This is a genomic window from Halobacillus litoralis, assembly GCF_004101865.1.
In the GTDB taxonomy this organism is placed as follows: domain Bacteria; phylum Bacillota; class Bacilli; order Bacillales; family Halobacillaceae; genus Halobacillus; species Halobacillus litoralis_A.
In genome coordinates this window covers 1812330-1837010 of the sequence record NZ_CP026118.1, presented here as the reverse complement: position 1 = coordinate 1837010, position 24681 = coordinate 1812330, and the positions used below count along the sequence as shown (strand labels likewise).

At 41.8% G+C, this 24681-nt stretch carries 41 protein-coding genes; 37 read left to right on the top strand and 4 right to left on the bottom strand.

Annotated features, from left to right (window positions below):
• Positions 1 to 2: 2 nt before the first annotated feature.
• Positions 3 to 209: a hypothetical protein gene (locus tag HLI_RS09130; protein WP_128524704.1), complete on the bottom strand. Its 207-nt coding sequence runs from the start codon at positions 207 to 209 to the stop codon at positions 3 to 5.
• 66 nt (positions 210 to 275) lie between these two features.
• Between HLI_RS09130 and HLI_RS09125 the strand changes: the two genes are divergently transcribed.
• The 4 genes from HLI_RS09125 (at position 276) to HLI_RS09110 (ending at position 2167) form a co-directional block, all read left to right on the top strand.
• Complete coding sequence (locus HLI_RS09125) at positions 276 to 998, top strand: ORF6C domain-containing protein (RefSeq protein ID WP_128524703.1); 723 nt, start codon at positions 276 to 278, stop codon at positions 996 to 998.
• Position 999: 1 nt separating this feature from the next.
• Positions 1000 to 1305, top strand: a complete 306-nt coding sequence (locus HLI_RS09120) for a DNA-binding protein (protein ID WP_128524702.1) — start codon at positions 1000 to 1002, stop codon at positions 1303 to 1305.
• A gap of 71 nt (positions 1306 to 1376) precedes the next feature.
• A complete protein-coding gene (locus HLI_RS09115; protein WP_128524701.1) occupies positions 1377 to 1898 on the top strand; it encodes a helix-turn-helix transcriptional regulator in 522 nt (173 codons plus the stop codon).
• Entirely contained in the window at positions 1895 to 2167 is a 273-nt protein-coding gene (locus HLI_RS09110; protein ID WP_128524700.1) for a hypothetical protein, read from the top strand. Before HLI_RS09115 ends, HLI_RS09110 begins: the two co-directional genes overlap by 4 nt.
• Before the next feature lie 84 nt (positions 2168 to 2251).
• Here HLI_RS09110 and HLI_RS09105 read toward each other — a convergent pair whose 3' ends face one another.
• Positions 2252 to 2560, bottom strand: a complete 309-nt coding sequence (locus tag HLI_RS09105) for a hypothetical protein (protein ID WP_128524699.1) — start codon at positions 2558 to 2560, stop codon at positions 2252 to 2254.
• 181 nt (positions 2561 to 2741) lie between these two features.
• Between HLI_RS09105 and HLI_RS09100 the strand changes: the two genes are divergently transcribed.
• The 15 genes from HLI_RS09100 (at position 2742) to HLI_RS22130 (ending at position 11725) form a co-directional block, all read left to right on the top strand.
• Entirely contained in the window at positions 2742 to 2933 is a 192-nt protein-coding gene (locus tag HLI_RS09100) for a hypothetical protein (protein WP_128524698.1), read from the top strand.
• Positions 2890 to 4878 (top strand): AAA family ATPase, encoded by a 1989-nt coding sequence (locus tag HLI_RS09095; protein WP_241655967.1) that lies wholly within the window; start codon positions 2890 to 2892, stop codon positions 4876 to 4878. The genes HLI_RS09100 and HLI_RS09095 overlap by 44 nt, the downstream gene beginning before the upstream one ends.
• On the top strand, positions 4879 to 5130 hold the full coding sequence (locus HLI_RS09090) for a hypothetical protein (RefSeq protein WP_128524696.1): 252 nt from the start codon (positions 4879 to 4881) through the stop codon (positions 5128 to 5130).
• Complete coding sequence (locus HLI_RS09085; protein ID WP_128524695.1) at positions 5117 to 6043, top strand: recombinase RecT; 927 nt, start codon at positions 5117 to 5119, stop codon at positions 6041 to 6043. Before HLI_RS09090 ends, HLI_RS09085 begins: the two co-directional genes overlap by 14 nt.
• Complete coding sequence (locus HLI_RS09080; protein WP_128524694.1) at positions 6043 to 6744, top strand: MBL fold metallo-hydrolase; 702 nt, start codon at positions 6043 to 6045, stop codon at positions 6742 to 6744. Before HLI_RS09085 ends, HLI_RS09080 begins: the two co-directional genes overlap by 1 nt.
• 189 nt (positions 6745 to 6933) lie before the next feature.
• The gene (locus HLI_RS09075) at positions 6934 to 7626 is read left to right on the top strand and encodes a DnaD domain-containing protein (protein WP_128524693.1); all 693 of its coding nucleotides are present in this window, start codon (positions 6934 to 6936) and stop codon (positions 7624 to 7626) included.
• 12 nt (positions 7627 to 7638) lie between these two features.
• Positions 7639 to 8484, top strand: a complete 846-nt coding sequence (locus tag HLI_RS09070) for an ATP-binding protein (protein ID WP_128524692.1) — start codon at positions 7639 to 7641, stop codon at positions 8482 to 8484.
• Positions 8485 to 8776: 292 nt separating this feature from the next.
• Entirely contained in the window at positions 8777 to 9382 is a 606-nt protein-coding gene (locus tag HLI_RS09065; protein ID WP_128524691.1) for a hypothetical protein, read from the top strand.
• Positions 9369 to 9536 carry a hypothetical protein gene (locus tag HLI_RS21585; protein WP_164908528.1) on the top strand — a complete coding sequence of 56 codons (168 nt, stop codon included), beginning with the start codon at positions 9369 to 9371 and terminating at the stop codon, positions 9534 to 9536. The genes HLI_RS09065 and HLI_RS21585 overlap by 14 nt, the downstream gene beginning before the upstream one ends.
• An 11-nt stretch (positions 9537 to 9547) precedes the next feature.
• Positions 9548 to 9769, top strand: a complete 222-nt coding sequence (locus HLI_RS09060; RefSeq protein WP_128524690.1) for a hypothetical protein — start codon at positions 9548 to 9550, stop codon at positions 9767 to 9769.
• A 13-nt stretch (positions 9770 to 9782) separates the two neighbouring features.
• On the top strand, positions 9783 to 9971 hold the full coding sequence (locus HLI_RS09055; RefSeq protein ID WP_128524689.1) for a Fur-regulated basic protein FbpA: 189 nt from the start codon (positions 9783 to 9785) through the stop codon (positions 9969 to 9971).
• Positions 9968 to 10507 (top strand): dUTP diphosphatase, encoded by a 540-nt coding sequence (locus HLI_RS09050; RefSeq protein WP_128524688.1) that lies wholly within the window; start codon positions 9968 to 9970, stop codon positions 10505 to 10507. Before HLI_RS09055 ends, HLI_RS09050 begins: the two co-directional genes overlap by 4 nt.
• Positions 10508 to 10639: 132 nt before the next feature.
• Positions 10640 to 10804, top strand: a complete 165-nt coding sequence (locus tag HLI_RS21580; protein ID WP_164908527.1) for a DUF6011 domain-containing protein — start codon at positions 10640 to 10642, stop codon at positions 10802 to 10804.
• A gap of 135 nt (positions 10805 to 10939) precedes the next feature.
• Positions 10940 to 11359, top strand: coding sequence for a RusA family crossover junction endodeoxyribonuclease (locus HLI_RS09045; protein ID WP_128524687.1), 420 nt, complete (start codon positions 10940 to 10942; stop codon positions 11357 to 11359).
• A gap of 237 nt (positions 11360 to 11596) precedes the next feature.
• Positions 11597 to 11725: a hypothetical protein gene (locus tag HLI_RS22130; RefSeq protein ID WP_277750311.1), complete on the top strand. Its 129-nt coding sequence runs from the start codon at positions 11597 to 11599 to the stop codon at positions 11723 to 11725.
• A 54-nt stretch (positions 11726 to 11779) separates the two neighbouring features.
• Here the strand turns inward: HLI_RS22130 and HLI_RS22125 are convergent, their stop codons facing one another.
• Positions 11780 to 11908, bottom strand: coding sequence for a hypothetical protein (locus tag HLI_RS22125; RefSeq protein WP_277750310.1), 129 nt, complete (start codon positions 11906 to 11908; stop codon positions 11780 to 11782).
• Between the two features lie 99 nt (positions 11909 to 12007).
• Between HLI_RS22125 and HLI_RS09040 the strand changes: the two genes are divergently transcribed.
• Together HLI_RS09040 and HLI_RS09035 are read left to right on the top strand one after the other, a co-directional pair.
• Positions 12008 to 12334, top strand: a complete 327-nt coding sequence (locus HLI_RS09040; protein WP_241655966.1) for a hypothetical protein — start codon at positions 12008 to 12010, stop codon at positions 12332 to 12334.
• 21 nt (positions 12335 to 12355) lie between these two features.
• Entirely contained in the window at positions 12356 to 12643 is a 288-nt protein-coding gene (locus HLI_RS09035; protein ID WP_128524686.1) for a hypothetical protein, read from the top strand.
• A gap of 76 nt (positions 12644 to 12719) precedes the next feature.
• Here the strand turns inward: HLI_RS09035 and HLI_RS09030 are convergent, their stop codons facing one another.
• On the bottom strand, positions 12720 to 13127 hold the full coding sequence (locus HLI_RS09030; protein ID WP_128524685.1) for a hypothetical protein: 408 nt from the start codon (positions 13125 to 13127) through the stop codon (positions 12720 to 12722).
• 150 nt (positions 13128 to 13277) lie between these two features.
• Between HLI_RS09030 and HLI_RS09025 the strand changes: the two genes are divergently transcribed.
• The 16 genes from HLI_RS09025 (at position 13278) to HLI_RS08950 (ending at position 24674) form a co-directional block, all read left to right on the top strand.
• On the top strand, positions 13278 to 13484 hold the full coding sequence (locus tag HLI_RS09025) for a hypothetical protein (RefSeq protein ID WP_128524684.1): 207 nt from the start codon (positions 13278 to 13280) through the stop codon (positions 13482 to 13484).
• A 76-nt stretch (positions 13485 to 13560) separates the two neighbouring features.
• On the top strand, positions 13561 to 13746 hold the full coding sequence (locus tag HLI_RS09020; protein WP_128524683.1) for a DUF3954 domain-containing protein: 186 nt from the start codon (positions 13561 to 13563) through the stop codon (positions 13744 to 13746).
• A gap of 5 nt (positions 13747 to 13751) precedes the next feature.
• Positions 13752 to 14327, top strand: coding sequence for a hypothetical protein (locus tag HLI_RS09015; RefSeq protein WP_241655965.1), 576 nt, complete (start codon positions 13752 to 13754; stop codon positions 14325 to 14327).
• 87 nt (positions 14328 to 14414) lie between these two features.
• Positions 14415 to 14603: a hypothetical protein gene (locus HLI_RS09010; RefSeq protein ID WP_128524681.1), complete on the top strand. Its 189-nt coding sequence runs from the start codon at positions 14415 to 14417 to the stop codon at positions 14601 to 14603.
• A 17-nt stretch (positions 14604 to 14620) separates the two neighbouring features.
• A complete protein-coding gene (locus HLI_RS09005) occupies positions 14621 to 15142 on the top strand; it encodes a sigma factor-like helix-turn-helix DNA-binding protein (protein ID WP_164908526.1) in 522 nt (173 codons plus the stop codon).
• Between the two features lie 72 nt (positions 15143 to 15214).
• Positions 15215 to 15976 (top strand): hypothetical protein, encoded by a 762-nt coding sequence (locus tag HLI_RS09000; protein WP_128524679.1) that lies wholly within the window; start codon positions 15215 to 15217, stop codon positions 15974 to 15976.
• A gap of 213 nt (positions 15977 to 16189) precedes the next feature.
• On the top strand, positions 16190 to 16648 hold the full coding sequence (locus HLI_RS08995) for a hypothetical protein (RefSeq protein ID WP_128524678.1): 459 nt from the start codon (positions 16190 to 16192) through the stop codon (positions 16646 to 16648).
• A gap of 39 nt (positions 16649 to 16687) precedes the next feature.
• On the top strand, positions 16688 to 17620 hold the full coding sequence (locus HLI_RS08990; protein ID WP_128524677.1) for a terminase small subunit: 933 nt from the start codon (positions 16688 to 16690) through the stop codon (positions 17618 to 17620).
• Positions 17617 to 19041 carry a DEAD/DEAH box helicase family protein gene (locus HLI_RS08985; protein ID WP_128524676.1) on the top strand — a complete coding sequence of 475 codons (1425 nt, stop codon included), beginning with the start codon at positions 17617 to 17619 and terminating at the stop codon, positions 19039 to 19041. The genes HLI_RS08990 and HLI_RS08985 overlap by 4 nt, the downstream gene beginning before the upstream one ends.
• Entirely contained in the window at positions 19034 to 20557 is a 1524-nt protein-coding gene (locus HLI_RS08980) for a phage portal protein (RefSeq protein ID WP_128524675.1), read from the top strand. The genes HLI_RS08985 and HLI_RS08980 overlap by 8 nt, the downstream gene beginning before the upstream one ends.
• Positions 20558 to 21580, top strand: coding sequence for a hypothetical protein (locus tag HLI_RS08975; RefSeq protein ID WP_128524674.1), 1023 nt, complete (start codon positions 20558 to 20560; stop codon positions 21578 to 21580).
• A gap of 12 nt (positions 21581 to 21592) precedes the next feature.
• Positions 21593 to 21832, top strand: a complete 240-nt coding sequence (locus HLI_RS08970; RefSeq protein WP_128524673.1) for a hypothetical protein — start codon at positions 21593 to 21595, stop codon at positions 21830 to 21832.
• The gene (locus HLI_RS08965; protein ID WP_128524672.1) at positions 21829 to 22008 is read left to right on the top strand and encodes a hypothetical protein; all 180 of its coding nucleotides are present in this window, start codon (positions 21829 to 21831) and stop codon (positions 22006 to 22008) included. The genes HLI_RS08970 and HLI_RS08965 overlap by 4 nt, the downstream gene beginning before the upstream one ends.
• A complete protein-coding gene (locus HLI_RS08960) occupies positions 22005 to 23165 on the top strand; it encodes a hypothetical protein (protein ID WP_241655964.1) in 1161 nt (386 codons plus the stop codon). The genes HLI_RS08965 and HLI_RS08960 overlap by 4 nt, the downstream gene beginning before the upstream one ends.
• Positions 23166 to 23179: 14 nt before the next feature.
• A complete protein-coding gene (locus HLI_RS08955) occupies positions 23180 to 23596 on the top strand; it encodes a DUF2190 family protein (protein WP_128524671.1) in 417 nt (138 codons plus the stop codon).
• Positions 23597 to 23615: 19 nt separating this feature from the next.
• Complete coding sequence (locus HLI_RS08950; protein WP_128524670.1) at positions 23616 to 24674, top strand: hypothetical protein; 1059 nt, start codon at positions 23616 to 23618, stop codon at positions 24672 to 24674.
• The last annotated feature ends 7 nt before the right edge of the window (positions 24675 to 24681 follow it).

The window sequence follows — 24681 nt, the reverse complement described above, 5'->3', positions numbered from 1 at the left end:
TTTTAGAATATGTCCTTGTTTTTGCGCTTTCTGGAAACATAGTTTTCTTCATCTTCGGAGTGGGTCCAGCCAACAACGTAACTCAATTTACTTTGTGCGCCATCCGTAACAGTTTGAACCGAAAGCAACGTCCAATAGCGCTCTAGCTTTTTATTAACTTCTTCAACAGAATCAAGAACTTCAATTTTGTTTACATCTGAGTAGTCCACGTTATTACCTCCTTTCCTAGTACTAGATTACTAGAAAAGGTTGGAAACTGAAATGGAGGTCATCAAATGAATCAATTAAATCTTGTTACACAAAATGGACAAGTTCTTGCAGATAGTCGTGAAGTAGCGGAAATGACAGGTAGACGTCATGATCACTTAATCAGAGACATTGATGGTTATTTTGCAGTTCTTAATCAAAACCCAGATTTGGGGGCTGATCAATTCTTCATGAAAAGCACCTACCAATCAGGAACGGGTCGCAATTACAAACGTTATCTTCTAACTCGGAAAGGTTGCGACATGGTAGCTAACAAGATGACTGGACAAAAAGGAGTCCTCTTTACAGCTGAATACGTCACACGTTTTGAAGAAATGGAACAACAACAACCTAAAGTACTTTCTGAGAAAGAGCAACTCATGGCAGCCATGAAATTTTCAATCGAACACGATGAAACTTTAGAACAACATGATAACCGCCTGACTCAATTGGAAGAAACCATGAGAATTGACGGCGCAGAAGAGCACCGTATCAAGAAAAAAGCGAACGCCAAAATCATGGAAGTCATTGGCGGTAAGAAGGCTCCAGCTTATGGAGAAGTAAGTCGCCAAGTGTTTTCAGCCTTCTGGAGAGATTTTAAAAATCACTTCACGATTCCAAGATACGGTGATCTTCCTAAAAAACAATTCGAAGAAGGGATTCGATACATTAGCCTTTGGCAACCTGACACGTCCCTTCGAATGGAGATTGACACTCTTAATCAGCAGCAAGTGATTAGGGAGGTGATTTAAAGTGTTTAACGCTACTTTCGACCAAGAACAATTTCAAAAAGTTATCAATGTAGCTGTAGATCAAGCCCTTAAAAGGCATGAAATCCAAAATCAAATCCCGCCAGTATTGACTAGGAAACAATTCATGGAATTGACTGGCGTCGGTGAATCCAAATGTGCAGAGCTTTTTAACCGACTAGATTTCCCTGTCTGTCGTGAGCTGGGTTACCCAAGAGTACGAACAGAAAAGCTGTTTGAGTGGATGGATGAACATACGAATTGGGTCAAAGACAACATCAACAGAGAATCAAAACTTAGAATCATTTAATTCACCTTAACTATAACAACAAATCAAATAAAAAATAGGTACCTTCTTGGGTACAAAGGAGAGTGTGAAAATTGGAAAAAGGAAAAGCATCTCGAATGCTTCGTGAAGCACGATTGAAAGAGGGGAAATCTCAAAATCAAATGTCCATGGACTTGTTTCAGTCAAGAGAATATATCACCAAGCAAGAATCAGGGGAGCGTAAAATATCTCCTGCTACAGCCCATCACTTTACAAAGAAATACAACGACCCATGGTTGGGTTTACAAGCAGCCTTTGAATACACAGGGATTGGGATTACCAAACTCGATGGTCCTGCTGTTGATCTACACCGCACCGCAGTTAAATCGAAGCTAGAGGAAGAGCTCCAGGAAGCTATCGAAGCTATGAATAAAGCAAAAATCACTAATCGACCAGAGTTTACGCAATCATTTGAGTTGCAGGACATAGAGCAGTCAGCCAGAGAGTTCATTGATGTTATCCATGCCTCTACCACTTATGTAGCCACCATATGTCAGGAATACAACATCAGCTGGCCTCAACTCTGGGAAGACCATCATAGAAAGCTTCAATCAAGGGGGTACGTCACTTCATGAATAATTTAGATAACTACCTAATTAAAGACATTGGAGAGGCGGTAAAACTTACAAAAGAATTTTGGAGCTTAACCGATCAGCTACAAGAAGAATTCGCTCAGGGTGATTTACTTAAAGTCAAAATGACAGCTACACGGATGATCGATATTGCGGAACAACTGGAGTTCCTCAAAGAACGAAAGGAAAATCACGTTCGTTTAAAGCAAGTGTCTATCGATTTAGAGAGTCAAGGAATTACGGTCGCAATGGTGAGTCACGCCCATGAATAGGCGCCTAACAAAATTGGATGTAGCCTACTTGATTATGTTTGTGGTTGCTTTCGGATTTCTATATTACGCGATGTGTACGAGTGGTTAGGAGGGATTAGATGAATAAGCAACGGAAGCTGGAACAAAAGAAAAGCCACCTGGATGGACGTCCAGATGACTTAGGTGAAACATATAGCTTGGTAACTCCAATATACCATGCATGTTAGTCGCAAGCAAGGCAGTAAGGAGTTGAAGAAAATGAATTGACTGCATGAAAGTGCAGAGAACGTCGACAGGGTCAGCCTGTCGTTGAGACCAGGAGCGAAACTCCTCCTTTTCTAACGAACGTCTTCCATTTATCCACGTTCCTGGTTTCAACGATGCGCTGGCATCAGAAAGAAGGTGAAAGTTCATGAATTACACCTGTGATCGATGTGGTTTTTCTGACCACTCAGCAGACGCGAGGTACTGCGGCATTTGCGGCAAGGAAATCAAAAGTGTTCATTAAAAAAAGCCCACGCAGCAACGTGGACGTTTTGAAAAACATTCTATCTACATTATGCCCTAAATCAATAAAAACGACAAGGAGGGCCTTATGAACTACGCAGAAGAACTTCGGAAGCCAGACGAGTTAGGCATTGGATTAGATGCTAATTACATCATCCTTTGCAAGATGGTCGCTCAATACGGAGATCATGATGATTTGATCGAACTGACAAATGAATATCAAAACCTGAAAGGAAGTGCTGGTATTGCAAAACCTAAAACTAAATGTACTGTCGCTTAAAAATTTTAAAGGTGTAACAAAATTCGTTGTTGATCCAAACGGAGAGAACGTCCGCATATACGGTGACAACGCCACTGGAAAGACTACACTGTTCGATGCTTTTACTTGGTTGCTGTTCGGCAAAGATAGTCAGAACAAGAAGGACTTCTCCATTAAGAATCTTGATGGCGATGGTAATGAAATGCACAACCTGGAGCATGAGGTCGAAGTAGTCTTTACTCTCAATGAAAAAGAATTAAAGCTTCGTAAGGTGTATTACGAAAAATGGACACAGAAAAGATCTGGTCCAAAGAAAGAGTTTACTGGACACACCACAGATCATTTCATTGATGACGTACCTTCCAAGAAAAAAGAATTTGAAAGTAAAATTTCAGAAATCATTGATGAAGACGTATTTAAACTTCTAACGTCACCAAGCTATTTCAATGAACAGCTTCATTGGCAGAAACGAAGAGAAATACTTCTTCAAATCGCCGGGGACGTGACGGATGAAGAGGTTATTCAAACCAATCCTAGCTTGAAGAAGCTGCTTGATTTTCTAGACGGGCGAAGCATTGAAGATCACAAGAAGGTTATTGCCGCTAAACGTAAAGAAATCAACCAGGAACTTGAACGCATTCCTGTTCGAATCGATGAAGTAAACCGTTCCAAACCCGATGTAAGTAAACTGAATCGCCAGGATTTAAACGATGAGCTCACTTATATCCAATCACAAATTGACGAAAAGCAAGAGGAAATCAATCGCATCAATAATGGTAGCCAAGTAAGTGAAAAGCAAACACAGTCTCGTGAGATTGAGGGCCAGCTGCTTGAAATCAAAAACAAACAAGCTGACCTGAACCATAATAAAACGAACGGTAAACGGAATGAATTGAATGGATTAGCTAGAGAAGTGGATAGCATTCAAAGAGATATTGATCAGAAAGAACGTGCAGTCAAATCGAACAGAGAGCAACAAGAACAACTGGAGAAAGAAATGAAGGAGCTCCGGGATCGCTATAACAAAATCAATGCTGAAGAATTCGAATCCAAACACGATGAGAATTGCCCGACATGCGGACAGTCACTTCCAGAAGAGCAAATTCAAGAAGCTCATGAAAAAGCTAAAGGCGAATTTAATAAAAACAAGGCAAATAAACTTGAATCCATCAATGAACAAGGTGGGCAGAAGAGTGAGAAAAAGACGGCTCTTGGTGTAGAAATCGGAAATCATGATACAGCATTAATCAACTTGAGATATGAGCTCAAAACGAAAGAAGAAGATTTAGAGAAAGTGAAGCAAGAACTCCATAAGCTTGAATCCAATACAACGGACTATCAAGAGCTTCCAGAGTACAAGGCGAAGTTAGAAGAAAAGCAAGCCGTTGATCAAGAGATTGAACAGCTAAGAAGCAATGTTCAAGAGTCGGTCAGTAGCGCTCAGTCGGAGCTTGAGGCCCTTCGACAAGAAAAGAGAGCTATTGATCAAGACCTAGCGAAATTCGTTCAGATTGAGGCAAGTAACCAGCGAGTGAAAGAACTGGAAGCTGAACAGGAGAAGCTTGGTGAAGAATACGAGCAATTAGAAGAGCAGCTATATCTAACCGAAGAATTCATTCGATCGAAAGTGAATCTATTAACTAGCAAAATCAACGAGAAATTTAAATTTGCTAGATTCAAGCTTTTTGACAATCAAATCAATGAAGGTTTGAAAGAAACGTGTGAAACGCTGTTTGATGGAGTCCCTTACAGTTCCGGATTAAATAACGCAGCAAGAATCAATGTCGGCTTAGACATCATCAATACGTTGTCTGATCATTACGGCATTCAGGTTCCAATCTTTATCGATAACGCCGAAGCTGTCACCGACTTAATTAACCTAGATAGCCAGATGATCAGCTTAGTAGTAAGCGAGCCAGATAAAAAGCTAAGAGTCGAACATGCAGAAGAAATGGAGGTAGCTTAAATGACCAAATTCATTGTGAAAGAGGTTCAAGAAATTAGGACTGAATTTGAAGTGGAAGCTCCTAATGCTCAAGAAGCAATCAATGAATTTCATATTAAAAAACGTTCCAAAAATGGTAGTAACTCCTTTGGCGCTTACGGTTCATTCGAAACACATATTACATCCAATGTTAAGAGAGAAGTTGATGAGGAACAAATGAAGATTTATCCTATTACAGATCAAATGGAGGGAACGTTCAATGAGCCAGAATAAAAACGAATTAGCGATGATCAAGAAAGATACCGTTGATGTGGTGGCGGAGAAAGTGAAGGCTTTTCAAGAAAATGGAGATGTTCACTTTCCTCCAAGCTATTCACCGCAAAATGCTATGAAAAGTGCTTGGTTAACATTGCAGGGCATCCAAGATAAAAATAAACGTCCAGCGCTTGAGGTTTGTACAAGAGATAGTGTAGCCAATTCATTACTAGATATGGTTGTCCAAGGCCTAAACCCAGCCAAGAAACAAGGGTACTTCATCGTATACGGTAACACGCTCACATTCCAACGAAGCTACTTTGGAACCATGGCCGTCACGAAACAGGTCACGGGTGCAAAATCGATTGATGCAGCTGTCATTTATGAAGGTGATGAAGTGGACTACGAAATGAAAAACAGTCGTATTGTGAACCTTACTCATAAGCAAAAGTTCGGAAATATCAATAAAGAAAACATCATTGGCGCATATGCCACTATCGTTCTTCAGGATGGCGAAGTCTATCAAGAGTTAATGACTATCGAAGAGTTGCGTAAAGCTTGGAGCAAAGCACAGTTCTGGGGCAAAGATCAAGAGAAGGAAAAGAAGGGCAGTACGCATGATGAATTCAAGCAAGAAATGGCTAAGAAATCGGTCATCAATAGAGCTTGCAAGAAGTTCTTGAACTCTAGTAATGATAGCAATCTAGTGTTAGACCACTTTAATCATACTGATGAGGCAGCTGAAGAAGCTCAATTGGAGGAAGAAATTCAAACCAATGCTAACGGCGAGATTATCGATATTGAATACAACGAACCCGAACAAGAGCAAGAGCCAGAACAACCTTCCGATCAACCAGACGGTGATTTGGAACAAGCAGCTATGGATTTTGAACAGAAAGAAGCTCAAACGACGTCTGGACCCAATTTCTGATGATTGAAGTTAAAGCCCTTGCTTCATCCAGTAAGGGGAATTGCTACCACATAACGGATGGCAAAACCCCCTTGCTCCTTGAAGCAGGAATCAAATTCAAAGAGATCCAGAGGAAGCTAGACTTCCAGACTTCGAAAATAAAAGCTTGTCTGATTACTCATGAACACAAGGACCATTGCGCTGGAGTCCCGGATATGATCAAGAACGGAAAGAACTGCTACATGTCAAAGGGAACGGCAGAGGCTATCGGCGTTGAGGGACACCGTGTAAAGCCTATCAAATCAAAAGAACCATTCACCGTTGGAACATGGACGATTTTACCTTTTGAGGTTGAACATGATGTAGCTGAACCACTAGGTTTTCTGCTTGCGAATGAGGACGGAGACAAGCTCTTATTCGCTACAGATACCTATTACATTCGCTACAAGTTCAAGGGCCTCACACATATCCTCTGTGAGTGTAATTACAGCCTAGACATACTTAACAAGAATATTGCAGCTGGACGAATTCCAAAGGTGATGAAAAAGAGATTACTACGTTCGCACTTCAGTTTAGAAAACGTTAAAGAGTTCCTGAAGGCGAATGATCTACAGAAAGTGAGAGAGATATGGTTGTTGCATTTATCGGATAACAACAGCGATGAGAGACGATTTAAAGATGAGATACAAGCATTGACCGGAAAGGCTGTGTATGTGCCGTGAATCGGAGGGAAGTCGCAATACCCTACTGCTATGTATGGATGACGGAGGGTTATGAGAAAAGGGCTGAAATGTTTAAGGGTTACGTTTCTGGATATGTCAAAAACACAAATCCAGGGTGGAAATTAGAAAAAATCGAAGGCATGAAAGCAATCATAGTTAAAAAATAGTTAAGGGGGACGGCGGTAAAAAATGAATTACATCAAGGAATTAAATGCTTTTTATAGCCAGGTGAGTGTCAGCGGTTTACCCGCCAGGGCAATCAACCTATTCAATGCTCTCATGCACATCAACAATAAGACGGGGTGGAAAGATACATTCACCGTAAGGACGTCTTATCTCGAAGCAAAAACCGGCCAGTCCCCTAAAACGAACGATAGAGCCAGACAAGACCTCGAGGAAGCTGGTTTCATACGATTCCGATCAAGAAAGGGCGGAAAGATGGCCATATACGAGATCATACCTTCTGAACAACGAGTGGTGAAGTTTGAGGAACTTGCCGAGGAAGAAGAATCTAGTTCTGAACCTTCGGATGTTCAGGTGGAAGAGGTAGGAGAGGAAGAGACGCGTGAGGTTAATATTTTTGACATTTACTTAAAGGCTTTCAACAAACAACCGAGTGCACTCCAAGTTGATGATCTGAACGCGTATATAGATCAAGACGGACTTCCAGCTGAGTTGGTCGCCCTTGCTCTAGAGGAATCTGGTAAGGGTGGGCACACTTTTAATTTTGCAAAAACAATCATGAATACCTGGGCAAAGATGGAACTAAAAACCATAGAAGAAGCTAAAAAGGAAATGGAAGATCACAAGAATAAGCGGAACTCTTGGAACAACAGAAAAGGTCCAGACCGTAAACAACCACAGTATTCAGGTGCATTTTAGGAGGTGCAGGAGATGAATGGTACAGCAGACGGCATGAACAAAGTGATGAAACACCTACAAATGAGAGGGATTAATCCCATTGGCGAGCGAGAGTGTGAAAATTGCGGATCCACTGTTCCCATCATCGAAAGAATTACTACCGATGGAGATAGAGTTGAGCAATCTAGATGCATGAATTGCGATAACCAGACCTTAAAAGACAATTTACCAAAAACAGCAGCTACAGAAGAAGAGCGCAAGGAAATGCAGTTAAGGCGAAAGAACATAGGCTTCTCCAAGATGTATGAGGTTATCCCCGAATCTTTAAAGGACGCAACCTTTAAGAACTACTTTCCAGAGAATGATTCCGAGAAAGAAGCGAAGAAAGCAGCCATTCAGTTCGTCAAACAATTCGATAGTGAGGAGAAAGAGAATCATTCTTTAATACTTCGCGGGGGAATGGGGGTCGGGAAAAGTCACCTGGCTCGATGCATCTCCAGAAATTTACGAGAGTTCGGTAAATCGACAATGTTCATCCAGACTGACGACCTTTTGAAGTTGTTACGAAGTTCGTATGATCGAAACTCTTCCCTTGAGGAATCAGAAGTGTATGAGCGGTTAGGCTCCATGGACGTATTAATATTGGATGAAGTAGGAGCTGAATATCACCGGCGGGAAGATGGATATGAAACATGGGCTTCAGAAAAAATACTTAAATTGGTTGATACCAGGGAGATTAAGCCGACAGTTTTCACTTCTAACTACACAGCAGAAGAACTTATCGATAAATACGGATCTATCCAGGGCGGAAGGATAGTGAGCCGAATGAAACATGGTGCGGAAAACTTAATTCTGGAAGGGAGAGATCGACGATTATGAGCGAGGAAAACATTTTTTGCCCCACCTGTAGAGGCAGAGGGGTCCGCTATGATTATACGAATTCGACAATGCACATTATGCCCTGCCCGAATAAAGAATGTCGGTTGGCAGCTCAGGAACGGTCGAAGAAAGAGATTAAGCGAATCAAAAATGAGTTGAGCAAGCAGTGGGAGGTGCAACATGAAGAAGTTACGAAGGTGGTTTAACTGTCGGTTTAGAGGAATCCATCGAATCAACACCTTAACCGGGCGGTGCAGTGTGTGTAAGAAGAAAATAAGGGAGGGGAAATGATATGGAGAAAATCAAAATTACGAAAGAACAATATGAAGATTTCAAGCATTTCACGAATGGAAGGCACGCTGATCCAGTTATGAGGGATTTCATAGAGCATAAACCGAATATCAATTATTCATTAGATGAAGACTTCACCCCTCAACAATTCGCTTTACTCTTATGCGGATGGTATGAGGTGCAAGAACTATATGGAATCGGTGATTGGATTGTTTATGAGAACGAATATCATACATGCGTAATGGAAGTGACAGGAACGAAGTCTGGACACATTGTTGTTGATGGTTACCATCAAGGCTTTCAAAATCTTAATGAAATTTCAATAAACAGTCCTCTTATCCGATTAGCCACTCCAGAGGAAGAAGAGCAAGAGAAGGAACGGCGCAAGTGGGCTGAGATTGGTCGTGAGGTTAATGAGTATAAAGGGGGCGACTTAATCCACTATGAAGACGATTTCCAAGAGGTTGAACACGTTGAAGAAGATAAAGTGCGATTTTGGAGTGGAGAAAGGTTAAAAACATCTATCTTCAAATGGAACCAATACCTGACTTTAGTTTGTCCGGTAGAACTTCGTTTCGATAAGGAGCTTCCTCATGAAAGTCAGTGAACTGAATTACAAAACCAAACACATCATCGATCAGCTACTGGTTATGGGTTTCAAGGATTTAGATGGACTCAGCTATGAAGAATTGGTGAGTAAACTGGCAATGGCTAGGGCGATGGAAGTGGACGTTACGAGTGATCAAAATAAATGGTTCTGAGGAGGGATTAGATGGGTAAGAAAGATCGTCCCTTGTGCAAAATATGCGGGAAACGAACAAACCAGTACACATGGAAAACAGGGCTATGCTCCAAGTGTTATACATCTGCGAGAAAAGCAAGACATGCTGCAAAACAAGGCACATTGTCTTTGGAAATTATAAAGGGTGAAAATCCAGGAGTACGAATGAAGAACGGAAATGGAGAAACGTTGATTGAAAAACGGGTTAAATAAAGGAGGCTAATCTATGAATCTATCACCAACCCGGTTATCTGAAGGTGTAGAGGAACGCAGAAATCACCTCATACACAAGCTTTGGACGATGGGATATACGGAAGATTGTGTCGGTAAGCGAACGGATGACATGACTTTGACGGAGCTGGAACAGATACACATTAATCTCAGGTGTCAAATTGCTAGGAGGATGGAGCCATGAATTTAAAAAAGCTGTTTGAAATACAAGGTGGGCTGGATGCTCACATCGTTAAAGAGAAGGGGCTTGAAGGACAAGACCTCTTACCACGGAAGATTCTAGCTCTACAAGTGGAACTTGGTGAATTAGCAAATGAGTGGCGTGGATTTAAGTTTTGGAGTAATGATCAGGAACCGAAAACGGAGGAATGGACATCAGAAATAGATTCGTTCGGAAAGTCCATGCCACGCCTTAGAAATCCACTTCTTGAAGAGTACGTCGATTGTCTCCACTTTATTTTGAGTATTGGATTAGAACTCCATGTACCCGATGAATGGGATTTGGAGAGTATTGTGCCCGAGAAACGAGATGAAGTAAACGATCAATTTTTAGCATTCAATGAATTCTTACATGAGGACCTTGATGATAGTGACTGGTTGGATATAGCAGACCTGTTTGTAGGTTTAGGGGAAATGCTTGGATTCACCTTAGAACAGATTGAAGAGGATTATTTGAAAAAGAACGAAGTCAACCATCAGCGCCAGCTTACGGGATATTGAGGTGAGGTTATGGTCTTATACGATCATTTAGTCATATGCCCCTCATGTAAAGGGAGAGGCTGCCAAGAAGAACCACCTTGCTCTTTATGTGCAGGAGAAGGGATGGTAACGCCTGACCTTAGGAGGTCTTACATGGATGATAAATATCTCGAATGCGGAAGATGCGGAAGAAAGCTCATAGATTCCAAGAGTCGTGAACGTGGATATGGTCCGGTTTGTTGGGAGAAGTTTCAAAGGGAGCGTGAAGAGGATGGTCATCAAATGCAAATACACGAATCAGATGATGGTTTGCATTAACCATGTCAGCTGGGGTGGTAAGGTTTGCTACGGAAAAGAGTTTAATATTCGGAAAGAGCGTACAGGCATCTATTCTGTTTGTACCAAGTGTCAGAATAAGACTCTCATAACGCTTTTTGATTAAGGGGGAGCTCAATGATTCAATTCACAGTATTAGGTGAGGCGGTTGCTCAAGGAAGGCCAAGAGCCGGTAAAACCAAAAAAGGCAAAACGATTCTCTATGATCCTCAGAAATCTAAGGACTTTAAACAATATGTAGGGTTGGTTGCTTCTCAACATGCCCCCTCAGATTTACTAGAAGGGCCACTGAACGTGAGAGTGAAAGTTTATAAGCCATTGCTCAAGAGCTTCTCCAAAAAGCGCACAGCAGAGGCTGAGTCAGGATTGTACCGACCAGTGACTAAACCTGACGTTGATAATTACGCTAAGGGAATCAAGGATGCTTTGAACAAAGTGATTTGGAACGATGACAGTCAGGTGGTCGAGTTTACGATCAGCAAGTGGTACAGCTCCAAGCCGAGAATAGAAGTGGAAATTAGTGAGGTGAAGTTATGAACGCTCAATAGATTGTCGCCCACTTGGTAGACCTAGCTCCAGGCGAAGAGGACATCATCAAAATGAATGGACAAATCTATCAAGTAAGACGTGTAGATGCTGATGATATTGATGCTGTAGTCGAGTCTTTGAAAAGAAAACCTAAAGGATTTGAAACATGGTGACTGAGCTCATTTATTGCTTGTTTCGTCGCTATCGGTTGGTTGCTACTGGACCTCTTTGAAGGAGAGTGATCGTATGAAGGAACCAAAATGGTATTACCTTTTCAAAATAACTGAAGGTCATCGGGTTTATGTATATGAGCCATTATCAGCGAAAGAAGTGCAAATGATGCAGAAACTCGGTTGGAAGGTGAGGAAGATATGAAAAAGGGTGCTCAGCTGCAAGTTAATAAAAAATAGATCACTCAAATTGAATGATCTATTTAAAAAGAACCTTTGCTAATGGCTCTGCATAATAGGCGACAAGGTAAATGAAAAATATGCCACCCAGTACACCTAGAATTGGTGCAACAATTTCATTTCTTATGAAGTTTGTAAATGTATTCAACTAAAAATCTACCTCCATCTAAAGTAATGAGTGAATTTTATCATTTTTATTCCAAAAAATATAGTGGGATTTTGGTTAGGTATAAGGAGTTGATAACAAATGAATAACAATTGGCCGCATATTAACAATGAAATCAAAGCTATTCTTCCTCAGAAACAAAAGGAAGAGGAGGCTTTCAAAGGAACGATCCTCGAAGGAAGAGAGCGCAAGTACACCATTATCAATGAACGTGATCGTGAGAAGTATCTGACACCGGAAGAGAAGAGGAAGTTGGACAGCGCTTTGTTCCACTATCTCAGCAAGATTGAAGACGGTCGAGCAAGGGACGGAAAAGAGCCTTTCAATTCTTATCTGGTTGTGAATGTAGACGAACCGTATTCGAATGAAATTGCTGAGACCATAAAGAGGAACGGCCATCTGAAATAAAAAACAAAGGAGAGATTGATGATGGAAGAATTAAAAATCGCAGAAACTAAAGGCTTAAAAGATGTTGGTGTGTTTGAAGTAAATGAGTACGATGCGGTAGCTGCTTACTATGCCGAGGATGCGGTCGATTATTATCAAAAAGAAATCGATGATCGCGAAGATGCCTGTTATCCGATTGAGGATGTAGAAGAAGTGTCAAAAGAAAAGCAAATCCTCAAGTACGAAAATTCAGAGGAAACTGAGAGCGTTGCAGAAGTTATTAATGCTCGCTGGGAAGGTAAACCGTTCGTCGTTTATTCAAGTGGTTAAGACATAAAATTATGCAAAGGAGTAAAAGAATAGTGAAGCGGTAGAGTGCTCTATAGCGAGCACTCTGGGTGATAGATTAATTAACTAGAATTAGTCTGTATTTCATATAAGAGTTTTTCATAAGGGTTGTGTCGTCAAACTCATCTTTATTGAAACCAATAGAAGTTTCCCCTTTTTTATCTTTTAATTTGTAATCTAGTAATCTCACTTTACATTCTAAATAATATTTATGTTGGTGCTGGTTGGAAAGGTCATTTAATCTGACTTCCTCAATGTCCGGAAAGCTTATTGAGATATCCTTATCCTCTTTATGATTATACAAATCTAAAATTAAGGTATGTCCATGAATAGTCTCGAATAAATGATGGCCCTTGATTTTATATTTTGTTTCGTTTCTAGGAATTTCAGGCATTTCTGAGACAATCACAGATTCCCAAGTTTTTAGGTCTTGAGCTAAAAGTCCAATAGGTAGTACTTCTGACAAATTAATCACTCCAAATATAATATTTACCAACTTTATCGACATGAATTTCATTTTATTAAGAAATACTCTGAAGATGACGTACAACAGACTCATGCTTTAAAGGATGTTTACACGCTACTATACGATGACTATTAACTAGGAGGATGGATCATGGAACAAATGGCATTATTTGAACCCGTGGAAATAGAAGTGCCCCAATCAGTGAAATCACCACTGGAATGCAATAAGAAGGTGAACTCACAGGCTTTCGTGGCGAATCAGAGACTCTTTGCCGAGTACATGAAGGTGATCCAGAGACAGCATGGATGTTCTTGGTTTGAAGCGAGAAAGATTTTCTTTGAAATTAGGGACAAATAAAAAAGCCAGAGCATAAGCCCCAGCTTTAATGTAATCTGACAATCTCATTATAGCATATTACTAGGGGGCTTATACATTGGCAGATGCAGCGGGAAAACTAGAATCGACGGCTGAAATAGACCTGTTGGAAAATGCAGTTTATCGAGTTAAGGATGGGGTCCTCGAAAAAGTAGATACTCCAGGCGATGGATTCGGTAAACAGACGATTACATGGCAAAACGGTAAGCCGCAGCTATACGAAATCAGTTATACAAAGAAATGAGGGTGATGATCATCGCTAAAACAGAACTCACCGAAAAGCTTGAAAAAGAAATATATAGAGCCACTAAAAAACAAGGCGTATTTGGTTGTTTTGAAGTCACCATAGGGTGGTTTGGAAATGAAAGAGTTGATTACATGACATATGATACTAACGGAATATGGCGTTGCTATGAAGTGAAAGTTTCAGTTTCTGATTTTAGAAGTAAGTCCAATAATACCTTTTGCGGGCATTATAACTACTATGTCATGCCTCGGGAGTTATTCGATAAGGTCAAAGATGAAATACCTCCTCACATTGGAGTATATGTCGGTGGTTGCTCGGTTAAGAGGGCTAAGAAACAAGAGTTGGGAGAAGACGGAGAAACATTGAAAAACTCATTGATAAGATCACTTTCCAGAGAAACAGATAAAGCATTTAGCAGCAAAGAACCCCATTTAGTAGATGCTTTAAACAGGCGGATAAGAAACCTTAAAACGGAATCGGATAGGCACCGGAAGAAATATTGGCATCTTATGAGAGTTGGACAGGAGAAATACGGCGATCGTTGGTACAAAGAAGATGAGGAAACAGTAATTAAATAAGCTACTGGAACAACCAGGGCACTGATTACAAGTTGCAAACACGCAGCTGTAGTTGGTGCTCTTTTTTATTTGAAAAGGAGAGGTCAAATGAGTCAACAGTTACGTGATCAACTCAAAAGGTACAAGCGCAAAAATAACATACAGACCCCTCACCCTAAGAAAAATACACCCAAGAAGAAGAAAGAGCGTATGAGTCACCGGGACGTCGAAGACCTAATGGGAGTGAATCGCCCTACTTATCGAAGGGGCAAGGGTGGAGCTATGAAACAAAGATAAACAAGGGAGCTGGTTATGTGATTGATTTAATTTATGAGTATAAAAGTTCTTTGAAGGATTTAAAAACTAAGAAGGAGATAATCAAGTCCATTCCTGAAGACAAAAGGACAGCTCAAGAAACATATGATTTAAAAATGTATGGAAGCATGATCAGCGACCATGAACTCATCATAAGATGGTTGGTAAGGGGAAGGGAACCTGGTGCTAAGAGAGGTTTAGATCGACGTTCTGTGTATCAAAACACTGTAAAAAGTAATAATGACACCTTGAGCTTCTTTAATAACAAACGCAAAGAATTAAATCAGTTCGATGGGAAAGAAGTTTCGGTATGGGACAACGAAAGAATAGAAGACGCTCTTGCTTTATTGACCGTTAGAGAAAAAGATGTTTATTTATTGCATGAGGTTGGCGTGTATTCATTTATGGAAATTGCTGAAATGATGTATATAAAAAAGGGTACAGTGCAAAAACACTATGAAAGATCGAAAAGGAAAATAGAAAAGCGAATTTCAGAGAGCTTATTCTGCTTAGCGGAATGAGCTCTTCTCACAGTTATCTATTCACAATAGTTCTAATGTTGTTTAATATTTAAATTACATAGGGGGGAGGTTGTGAGAATTATAAAAAATAATTTTTTTGCGATACTGATACTGGCGTCTTTGATTATAGCCGATATCTTTATATATTTAGGGATAGTCAAATTATTTCTGGGGTGGAATGACACAATAATCGCTGGGTTTATTGGCTTTATAGGAGCAGTATTAGGTGGAACTATAACATTGGTCGGGGTTTTAATTACCATTAAAGAAAATGAAAAGTTAAGGAAGAAAGATGAGTTTCCTAAAAAGATAGATAATATTGAGAGATGTATCATTAAACTGGATGATGGTGTCACGGAAATTTCAAAAATAAATGAAAGGATAGATCCATATAGTGATCAAGGTACCTTTCATAATGTGAACAATGAAATTTCATTGGAATTAACTGACGCCTATGAAGAATACACAAAAAATAGGCTCAATAATATTCAGAGCGATATAGTCTACATAGGTTCAGACACATATGAGTTGTTTCTTAATTTTAGGAGTCGAATTAGGTCTATTGAAAATAGTTTAATGTTAAATCCTATAAGAGAATTAGAGAAGTTTAAACATCGTATTGTAGAAAAGTACGACCTTTCTTTTGAGAGTTTGGTCGGTGGCATATCTTTGAGTGTACTTTCCAGAGAGGAATTAAATGAATACACAAGTATTAAAATTAATATCCACGATAAGGACCAAGAATTTATTTTTTCATTACAGGATGAAATGATAAGCCTCATAAGCAAATTGCAAAATAAAAAAGAGGAATTATTACGGGAATTGAACGGCTAAAATCGTCTTACGTTTGCCAACTATAAGTGAAGAATATTTTTCCTAATATGGTATAATGGGAGGCAGGTCGGCGCGGCTTTGCTCTTCGGGCGAAGCACATAGAAAAATTCTAAGCGCCTATCACCCTCCCGGGTGAATGAACTTAAAACACGAATTCTGGAGCACTCTTATAGAGTGTTCTTTTTTGTGGTTAAGCACAGGGAGGGGAATAGGATGCTGCGTGTCTATAACAAGAGACGGAGTGAATATCGGTTGAGAGAGCAGCTGCCGAATGGCCAAGAGGTTAATTTATATTTTTATAGATTGAGAGCTCCCTATATAGAAGATGCTGATCCTGAGATTTCTTATCAATGGTTCGTCGGTTTTTATATAGGTTCGCGAAAAGAAGCAAATCGCTGGTTCAAACATAATCAAAAAAATAAACCGAAAAACATAGTTACAGGAAATGGAACGTTAACAGCGATGAAGTGGGCGATGGACCACATATTGGACTTTGCCGGAAAAATGGATCGCAACGAAGAACTTGTAATTGGATGGGAAGAAGTGCGAAGAAAAAAAGCCTATCAGTTTCTTAGAAGATACGGGTTTACTGACTATTACGATGAATTAGGCAACCCTACGCATTTAGGTATCAGAAATAAAGAATACTGGTATCTGGTTAAAGAAGAGTAAGCGCGGATTCCAATGTAACTGGGGGTAGGTGCAGATGTAGTGGCCAGAAAAAGAGATCCAAGACGTAACCAAGCATTCGAATTATGGAAAGCCAGTAATGGTGAACGGAAATTAAAAGACATTGCTGAAGAACTGGATTGCTCTCCTTCGCAGATAAGGAAGTGGAAAAGCCAGGACAAATGGAACGAGAAATTGAATGGTAACGTTACTAAATCGAAAGGGAGCGTTACTAATAAGAAAGAGACGAATCAAATACGGGATGCTACTGATGAAGAAGCGAGCGAACCAGAGTCTTTGCCAAGTGATGAACTCACTGATAAGCAAAGGCTTTTTTGTGTTCATTATATTAAAACCTTCAATGCTACACAGTCTGCTATCAAAGCGGGATATGCTCCTGATAGCGCTCATGTAGAAGGGAGCAGGTTGCTAAGAAATGCTAAGGTTCGTGAGTATATCCTGGACCTGAAGAGCAACATGACGGACGCGCTGTTCCTGGATGCCATGGACGTTCTTCGCAAATATGCAGAAATCGCATTCGCAGACATCACGGATTTCGTAACGTTTACGAGAAAAGATGTCGATACCGGTAAGAAGGATGTTCTCCTCAATCAGGATGGAACTGTGAAGGATATTGTTCCAAGGGTGGATTCGTATAACGAAGTGTTCTTTAAAGACAGTGAGTTAGTTGACGGCACGATTGTTACAGAGGTCAAACATGGACGTGATGGCGTGTCTGTTAAGTTGGCCGACAAAATGAAGGCTCTGGACAAGTTGTGGCAGTACTTTGACATGTTGCCTGAAGCAGATAAACGTAAATTACAGGAAGAGAAAATGCGTGCTGATATCGCGAAGACCCAGGCTGAAACAGAAGCGATAGAAGGAAGTAACGACGATAAGAATACAGAGGATTGGGTTGGAGCCCTTAAAGAGGTGGCCGATCGACGCCGCGAAAAGAAAGGTGATGGAGGATGACGAAGCCGTATAATGTCATCTTAGATTTATTGGAAGTGTATTGGGATGATCCAGTGGCTTTTGCTGAAGATATGCTAGGTTTCTATCCTGATAAATTTCAATCAGCCATCCTTCGAGACTTAGCGGGTCATCCGATGGTTACTGTCCGATCAGGCCAAGGTATAGGTAAAACCGGTATCGAAGCAGTGGCAGCGATATGGTTCCTCACCTGCAGACCGAATCCGAGGGTAGTTTGTACGGCTCCCACCAGGCAACAATTGAACGACGTATTGTGGGCAGAGATTGCCAAGTGGCTTGAGACCTCTAAAGTGAAGAAGCTTTTGAAGTGGACGAAAACCAAAGTGTATATGGCTGGATATGAGAAGCGGTGGTTTGCTACTGCCCGAACAGCTACCAAACCTGAAAATATGCAAGGTTTCCACGAAGATTACATGCTTTTTATTGCTGATGAAGCGTCAGGTATTGATGACAAGATCATGGAAGCAATTTTCGGTACGTTGTCCGGAAACGAAAACAAACTGTTGATGTGTGGTAACCCAACCCGCACCAGCGGTTTTTTTTATGATTCCCACCATAAAGACCGGTCCAACTATAAAGCACACAGAGTATCCTCCAGAGACAGCGAGAGAACAAGCAAAAAGAACATCGCCATGCTCGAGAGGAAATACGGGCGCGATAGTGATGTGGTTCGTGTCCGTGTTGATGGAGAGTTTCCTAGAAGTGAGCCGGACACATTCATTTACTTGGAGCTCGCTGAGAAAGCAGCTGCAAGAGATGTGTACGAGGAAGACGAGAACCAGGACCTCATTGTTCCAGATCAAGCAGAAGTAGAGATTGGAGTCGACGTTGCGCGTTTTGGCGATGATGAGACGACTATTGTTCCTCGTATTGGTAATCACGTTCCTTATTTCAATTGGTATAACAAACAGGACACGATGGTCACCACAGGAAACGTCATTCAAGTGGCCAGGGACATGATGCGTACTTACGGGCGCCCTCGATGCACAGTTAAAGTCGATGATGACGGCGTAGGTGGAGCTGTTACCGACCGTCTCAGAGAAGTGGTTCGAGAAGAGGGGCTGCATATTAAAGTGGTTGACTGTCATAACGGTGGAGTTGCTAATGACAAAGATCATTACGATAACTGGGGAACAGAGTCTTGGGCGAATATTAGAGATTTACTGCAAGCTGATGCTATCAAGATTCCGAATGATGAGGATATGATAGGCCAGCTCACCACGAGGAAGTACACCGTTACATCTAAAGGGAAAATCAAGCTGGAATCAAAAGACGAAATGAAGCGAAGAGGAGTCAAGTCACCCGACCGTGCAGATGCGCTTGTTCTGGCGTTTGCCAAGGTTAAAGGAGTGATGGATGAGGACTCTGCACAATTATTACGGGGGGTGAAAGTATATGGCTAATAGCTGGTATCAAAAAGCAGTGGGGGAAATGTCTAAGCTACGTAATCAACTATCGAATAAGCTTGGTTGGAACTTCCTTGGCGGAACGATGAACTCAGGTTACAAGCTAGACTCCTCTCGAGTTGACGTTGATAAAGCCAGGAATCTTTACCACAACACTGCTGATGACTACAAACTCGGGGCAGGCTTTGCGAAGCCAGTTGTCAACACGACAGTTGGATTTATGGGGGTTCCTCGACCGATATCAGAGGATGAAGAAGCACAGAAGGCGTTGGACGCTTTTTTCGACGACAACGTTTCTAAGATGCAGCGTACACTTAGAAATTCTGGTCGAGAGGGTGATGGTTTTGTTTGGATCACCAGAGAAGATGTTCATGATAACAAGCTATACCCGAAGGAAGGCGCACGGCTGATGTATAACATCATTCCTCCTGAGCAGGTCACAAAAATAAACAGAGACCCTGTCACTGGGAATCCGGTTGAATACATTCTTGAATCTATTCACTCCTGGATGAATGAAACTGGAGTGGAGGTGAACTCAAAGATAACTCAAAGGATTACCAAGGATAAGCGGGTGATTTCTACGGACGACGAAGTTCCCCCTGGCATGGAGATGGGGGAACAACTGAACAAGTGGGGATTCATACCTATTGTGCATTTTAAAAATGAAGGAGATGTGCACGAAGAGTTCGGTCGTTCTGATCTCGAACCTATCGAACCGTTCATGAAAGCCTATCATGACGTTATGCTTCACGCTATTCAAGGTTCTAAATTGCATAGCACTCCTAGGCTTAAACTTAAGCTGAAAGACGTAGGGGAATTCCTCAGAAACAATTTCGGGGTGACGGACCCGGCGAAGTTCGCTAAGGAAGGCGGGCAGATAGACTTGGACGGACATGAGCTTTTGATGTTGTCCGAGACGGAAGAAGCAGAGTTTGTTGAAGTGAAGAGTGCGATTGGCGACGCAGCAGTCTTGTTGAAGTTCCTCTTTTATTGCATTGTCGATGTGTCTGAGACTCCGGAATTTGTATTCGGGGTTCATACGCCATCCAGCTTATCCAGTGTTAAAGAGCAGATGCCTATTCTAATTCGGCGAATAGCCAGGAAACGAGAACATTACGACGAGCCTTTCAAGCGTATGTGCCGAATCGTATTGGCCATGACGTCCGAAGCAGATAACAGATCATACAGCACATTTAAAACAACGTTGCAGTGGGATGATATTGACCCACGTGATGGCAAAGATATTGCTGAGGAAGTTAAAGCTATGGTTGAAGCGATGAGTATTGGAGTAGACAAAGGGGTGGTATCCCTGGAGTCAGCAGTCAACCTATTGACAAAGTACATCGATACGATGAACAACTTCGTAACAGATGATCAAGAAGTGCCAGGAGAGCGTGAGAAGATCATGCATACAAGACTCATGAACATGCGCCTGGAAGACAGTCAGTTCAATGAGAGCCAGGTAAAAGAGATAGACAAGGTACTGGAACAGATACGTAAGGGGACGGGGTAAATGAGCGATTTATTCGGGCAGTCAGCAAGGGAGTTGGTTGAGCGCCTGAGGTATCACTCTGGTCCTTACGCGAAATACGCACTGGAAGCCAGGAAGAAATATGTTGAGATTCGGCTGAAGCAAGACAAAAAAATAAAATCTATGTATATACGAATCATCAAGAATATTGCAAAAGAAGTCCGAGGTTTAGCAGCTAACGGTGATTCAGAAATGAAGATTCGTCATTTAGTGGAGTTGGAAAAGGCGGTTGCTCAAGAAATAGCTTCTCTAAATGGAGAAGTGGATGAAGCTACAGCAGAATTCATAGCAGAAGCGGTGGAAGCGGGTCTTTCTTATAGCCAGGGTGTCACATACAAATTGTTAGATGAAGCTGGTATCGACAAAGCTCCGATGATTCGTAGGTTCCATAAGGTTAATGTCCGGGCAGCTGAGGCGGTTTATGCCAGGACTATTAATGGATTGAGTACTTCTGACCGAATATGGCGGAATAGCCAAAAGGCGGGCACTTCGATAAGGACTATCATCCAAGAAGGAATTGTAATGGGGAAAGACGTCAGGGAGGTTGCACGTTCATTAGAAAAATACGCACAGAACGGCAAGCAGACACTAGCTAGAGATTATCCGAATATGATGAAGCGTCTTGGTAATAGAATACCTCAGGATGTCTCCTATGAAGCCCTCAGACTTGCCAGAACTGAAATGACTGCCGCATTTGGAGAAGGCACCATCCAATCTGTGAGAGTTTCCCCATCTTCCAAGGGCATACAGTGGGTTTTATCCCCTTCACATCCAGTAGTAGATATTTGCGATACATTTGCTAATGCTGATCACGGGTTAGGTAGGGGTGTTTATCCTGTTGGTGAGGAGCCTATGTTTCCGCCTCACCCGAATTGCTTGTGTAGCTTATTGCCTGTTCATGAAGATCCAGATGACTTCGTTGATAAGCTCAAAGAATGGCGGGAGAACCCGCAGTCACAACCGCAAATTGAAGAATGGTACAAGGAAGTCTATAAAGCTGCATAAAGGAGGGAGTTTATGGCTGATTTTGAATACATTTCAGGAGAAGGCAGACCTCAACCTGGCGAAAAAATAAAAATAGTTGACGCCCTTCCTGACCTAAATGATGGTGTCTATAAGAATGGCGATATATTTACAGTGAAAAAAGATCATTGGACACCTAGAAGTATAATCGTTGCATCTGTTGAGGTTAAAGAACACCCTATCCCTATCCATGATAGTGAATACGAAGTTGTGGAAAGGGGTGAAAGAGGATGACAGACCCGGTCGTGTTCATTTTCTCTGAAGGAGTACTGGATGTGCTTCGTATTGTGATTGCTCTTTTGTTACTTGCGGGGAGTATCCTCTTAATTATGAATGGATTGAAAAGCAGAAGGATACTCAAAGAAGCTGATGAAATAAAAGAAAAATTGAAAGGGGGTGAGAAACATTGAGTAAACAGAAGAAAGAGCAGCTTATGATGCTATTTGGGAATTTAAGTGGTGAGATGAAAACCACTGGCGTTCCTCTTGCATCAGGAGTGAATCTAGATGATTTCAAGAAACACGATGATGATTTCATGGAAGTTGTTGTCGAGATCCCCGCAGGTCCATCCACTCGAGGGTGGAACTACACGAAATTCGCACTGCAGAGCATTGTCGAGAAGGTAATGCGAAATACATTGGCTGGTTTCCTCGGCCATCAGAAGCCTGAAGAAGTGAAGAATCGGTTTGAAGAACCGGTCACTCACTGGATTGGGGCGAAGATGGAAGGGGAGTCAGCTTTTTTTCGTGGAGTTATTGATAAGGCTGCGCCTGATCTGAAGCGTTGGATACGCACAGGTCGGATTAAACAGGTAAGTATTTTCGGATACCCTAAACTGCAGACTTCAAATGGAGAAACACAGGTAGTTGATTATGACGCCTTGTCAATTGACTGGACACCGCTCGACCGGGCAGGGATGCCTACTAAGATTGTGGCCACTTCCGGTGAGATGTGGGACGTTGACGGATCGGGACCAGGTAAGGATGAAAATAAAAATGGAGGTGCTAGACGCATGGACCCACAAGAATTATTGAAACAACTTGGACAGATGGTTAAGAACAAACAAATTACAGTTCCGATGATCGCCGGTGAAATCGGGATGTCGGTTGATCAGGTAGCAGGAGAAATGGACTCTTCCTGGCTCGATGAGAAAACAAAAGCTGAGAAGACGCTGAAGGAAGTAGCAGGGAAGCTGGGAATCTCAGGAGAAATGGACATCACGAAAGTTGCTGAAGCAGCTGCGGAAGCGATGAAGGAGAAAGAAAGTGCTGACTTCAACAAGACAGTCGGTGAAATGATGGATGAGAAAGTGAAGTCTGACGCTGTGAAGAAAGATATTCATAACACAGAGACGCAAATCGGCAAGCTATTCTCTTATCATTCCAAGACACTGACGCCTGGCATGGAGAAGGACAAAATTTCTGGTGAATTGGATAATTTCCTTGACGATAAAGTGGTCAAGGGCATCATTGATTCCTATCACAAAGATACACCTGCTGGAATCGGAACAAGTGCTCCCGAGGGTAATCAATCACAAGGACTAAAAACAAAGCGCACTGCGCTATAAGGAGGCCGTTTTAAATGCCATTTCAAGGACAACCTGTACCTACGACGACTCACCAGTCTAATCGAGCAAAAGTGGGTGATGGAAAAAGTGTTCACGTTACTGTTCCGGAAAATACCACCGTAGCTGCTGGTGGGGTTTATGAATTAGATGGTTTTATTGGTGTCGCAATGCAATCTGCGGTAACCGGAGCTGGAGAAACAACGGACGTCATCTTGAACATTGAACAAGCGGAATTTGAGACAGATCAAATCAGTACGTCTCAAGATTTCGCCAAAGGTACGAAGATTTACTTTAATCCATCTACAAAAAAACTTACAGAAACGGCTGAATCCGGGGATACGGAACCTGTTCCTTATCGTTCGGTAGGGCTTGTTACAGAAGCCAAGGATGCAAACAACGTTATTCATTTCATTTTAGGACCGCAAGTTTAAGAAGGGGGAATAGAGAGACATGAAAATTATTAGTCCAGCAACAGTAAAAGAACAACGTCGATCCGGAACAATTGAGAATGATATTGGCTTCACGCTTAATGGAGCGCCACTATCTACAAAAAAGCGGATCGTAAATGGAGAGATGGAGACATACGACTTAGGAAAGCCTGTCGGGGAAATGCTTACCAACGAGAAGACCCGAAAAGAGCTCATGCAGAAAGTTGTTCTTGATGTCGAACTCGGACGTGAAGAAGTCCCGGTGCTTTACAATGCAATTTATGAGCGTATCCAAGACCCTAACTTTCCTCAACAGTTTGAAGCGAAGTGGGCGCAGTATGGTTCCGTCATTTTCTTCGAACACATGGAAGGTGAAGAGGTTAAATTTGGATCATTGAGCGCTGAGCAAGGGCCTACTGCATATATTAAAGGTTATGCTGCAGGTTTTGAGTACACGAAGGAAATCGATATGTTTAATGCATCGTTCAACCTAGAGCTTTTGAACAGAGCCTTTGGTGAAGCCCATAACGCGATGCTGAACCACCTGCACCTGGCGCCGATTCTCAAGCATACCTACAAAGCGGCCAACAAAACGGCACCAAAGTATGTTGACCAGAACAGGCAGGTAATTGCACAAGCAGATAGCCACTATCTGTTGAGTCTCCGTGAAACAATCAAGCAAGGATTGCAAGACACCCGGACAGCGAAACGTCCAGGAACAATCCTTTTGGCTAACTCTGCTGATCAGTATGATATCGAAGAAGCAATGGCCAGCGTATCCATCAACGGAACACCGTACCGCGCTTTGGATGGTGTGGAGAGTGTGATTTATTACGATGGTTATGAAACGAACGTTGGCAAGAAGAAATATGCATATGATGGAGTGGCTCCAGGCAAATTATACGCCATCCGTCCGAAGCGAGGATTCAAGGAACTTATCAAGCAAGACCTTCAAATCAATGCTACGATGGGCGACATCACTCGTCTGGTTGAAAGTCAGGTTGTTGGTGACTTCTGGCGTGGTGTATTCGCAGCTGTCGATGAAAACGTCCAAGAAATTACGCTTCCTGGTCAATCCTAAGGAGGTG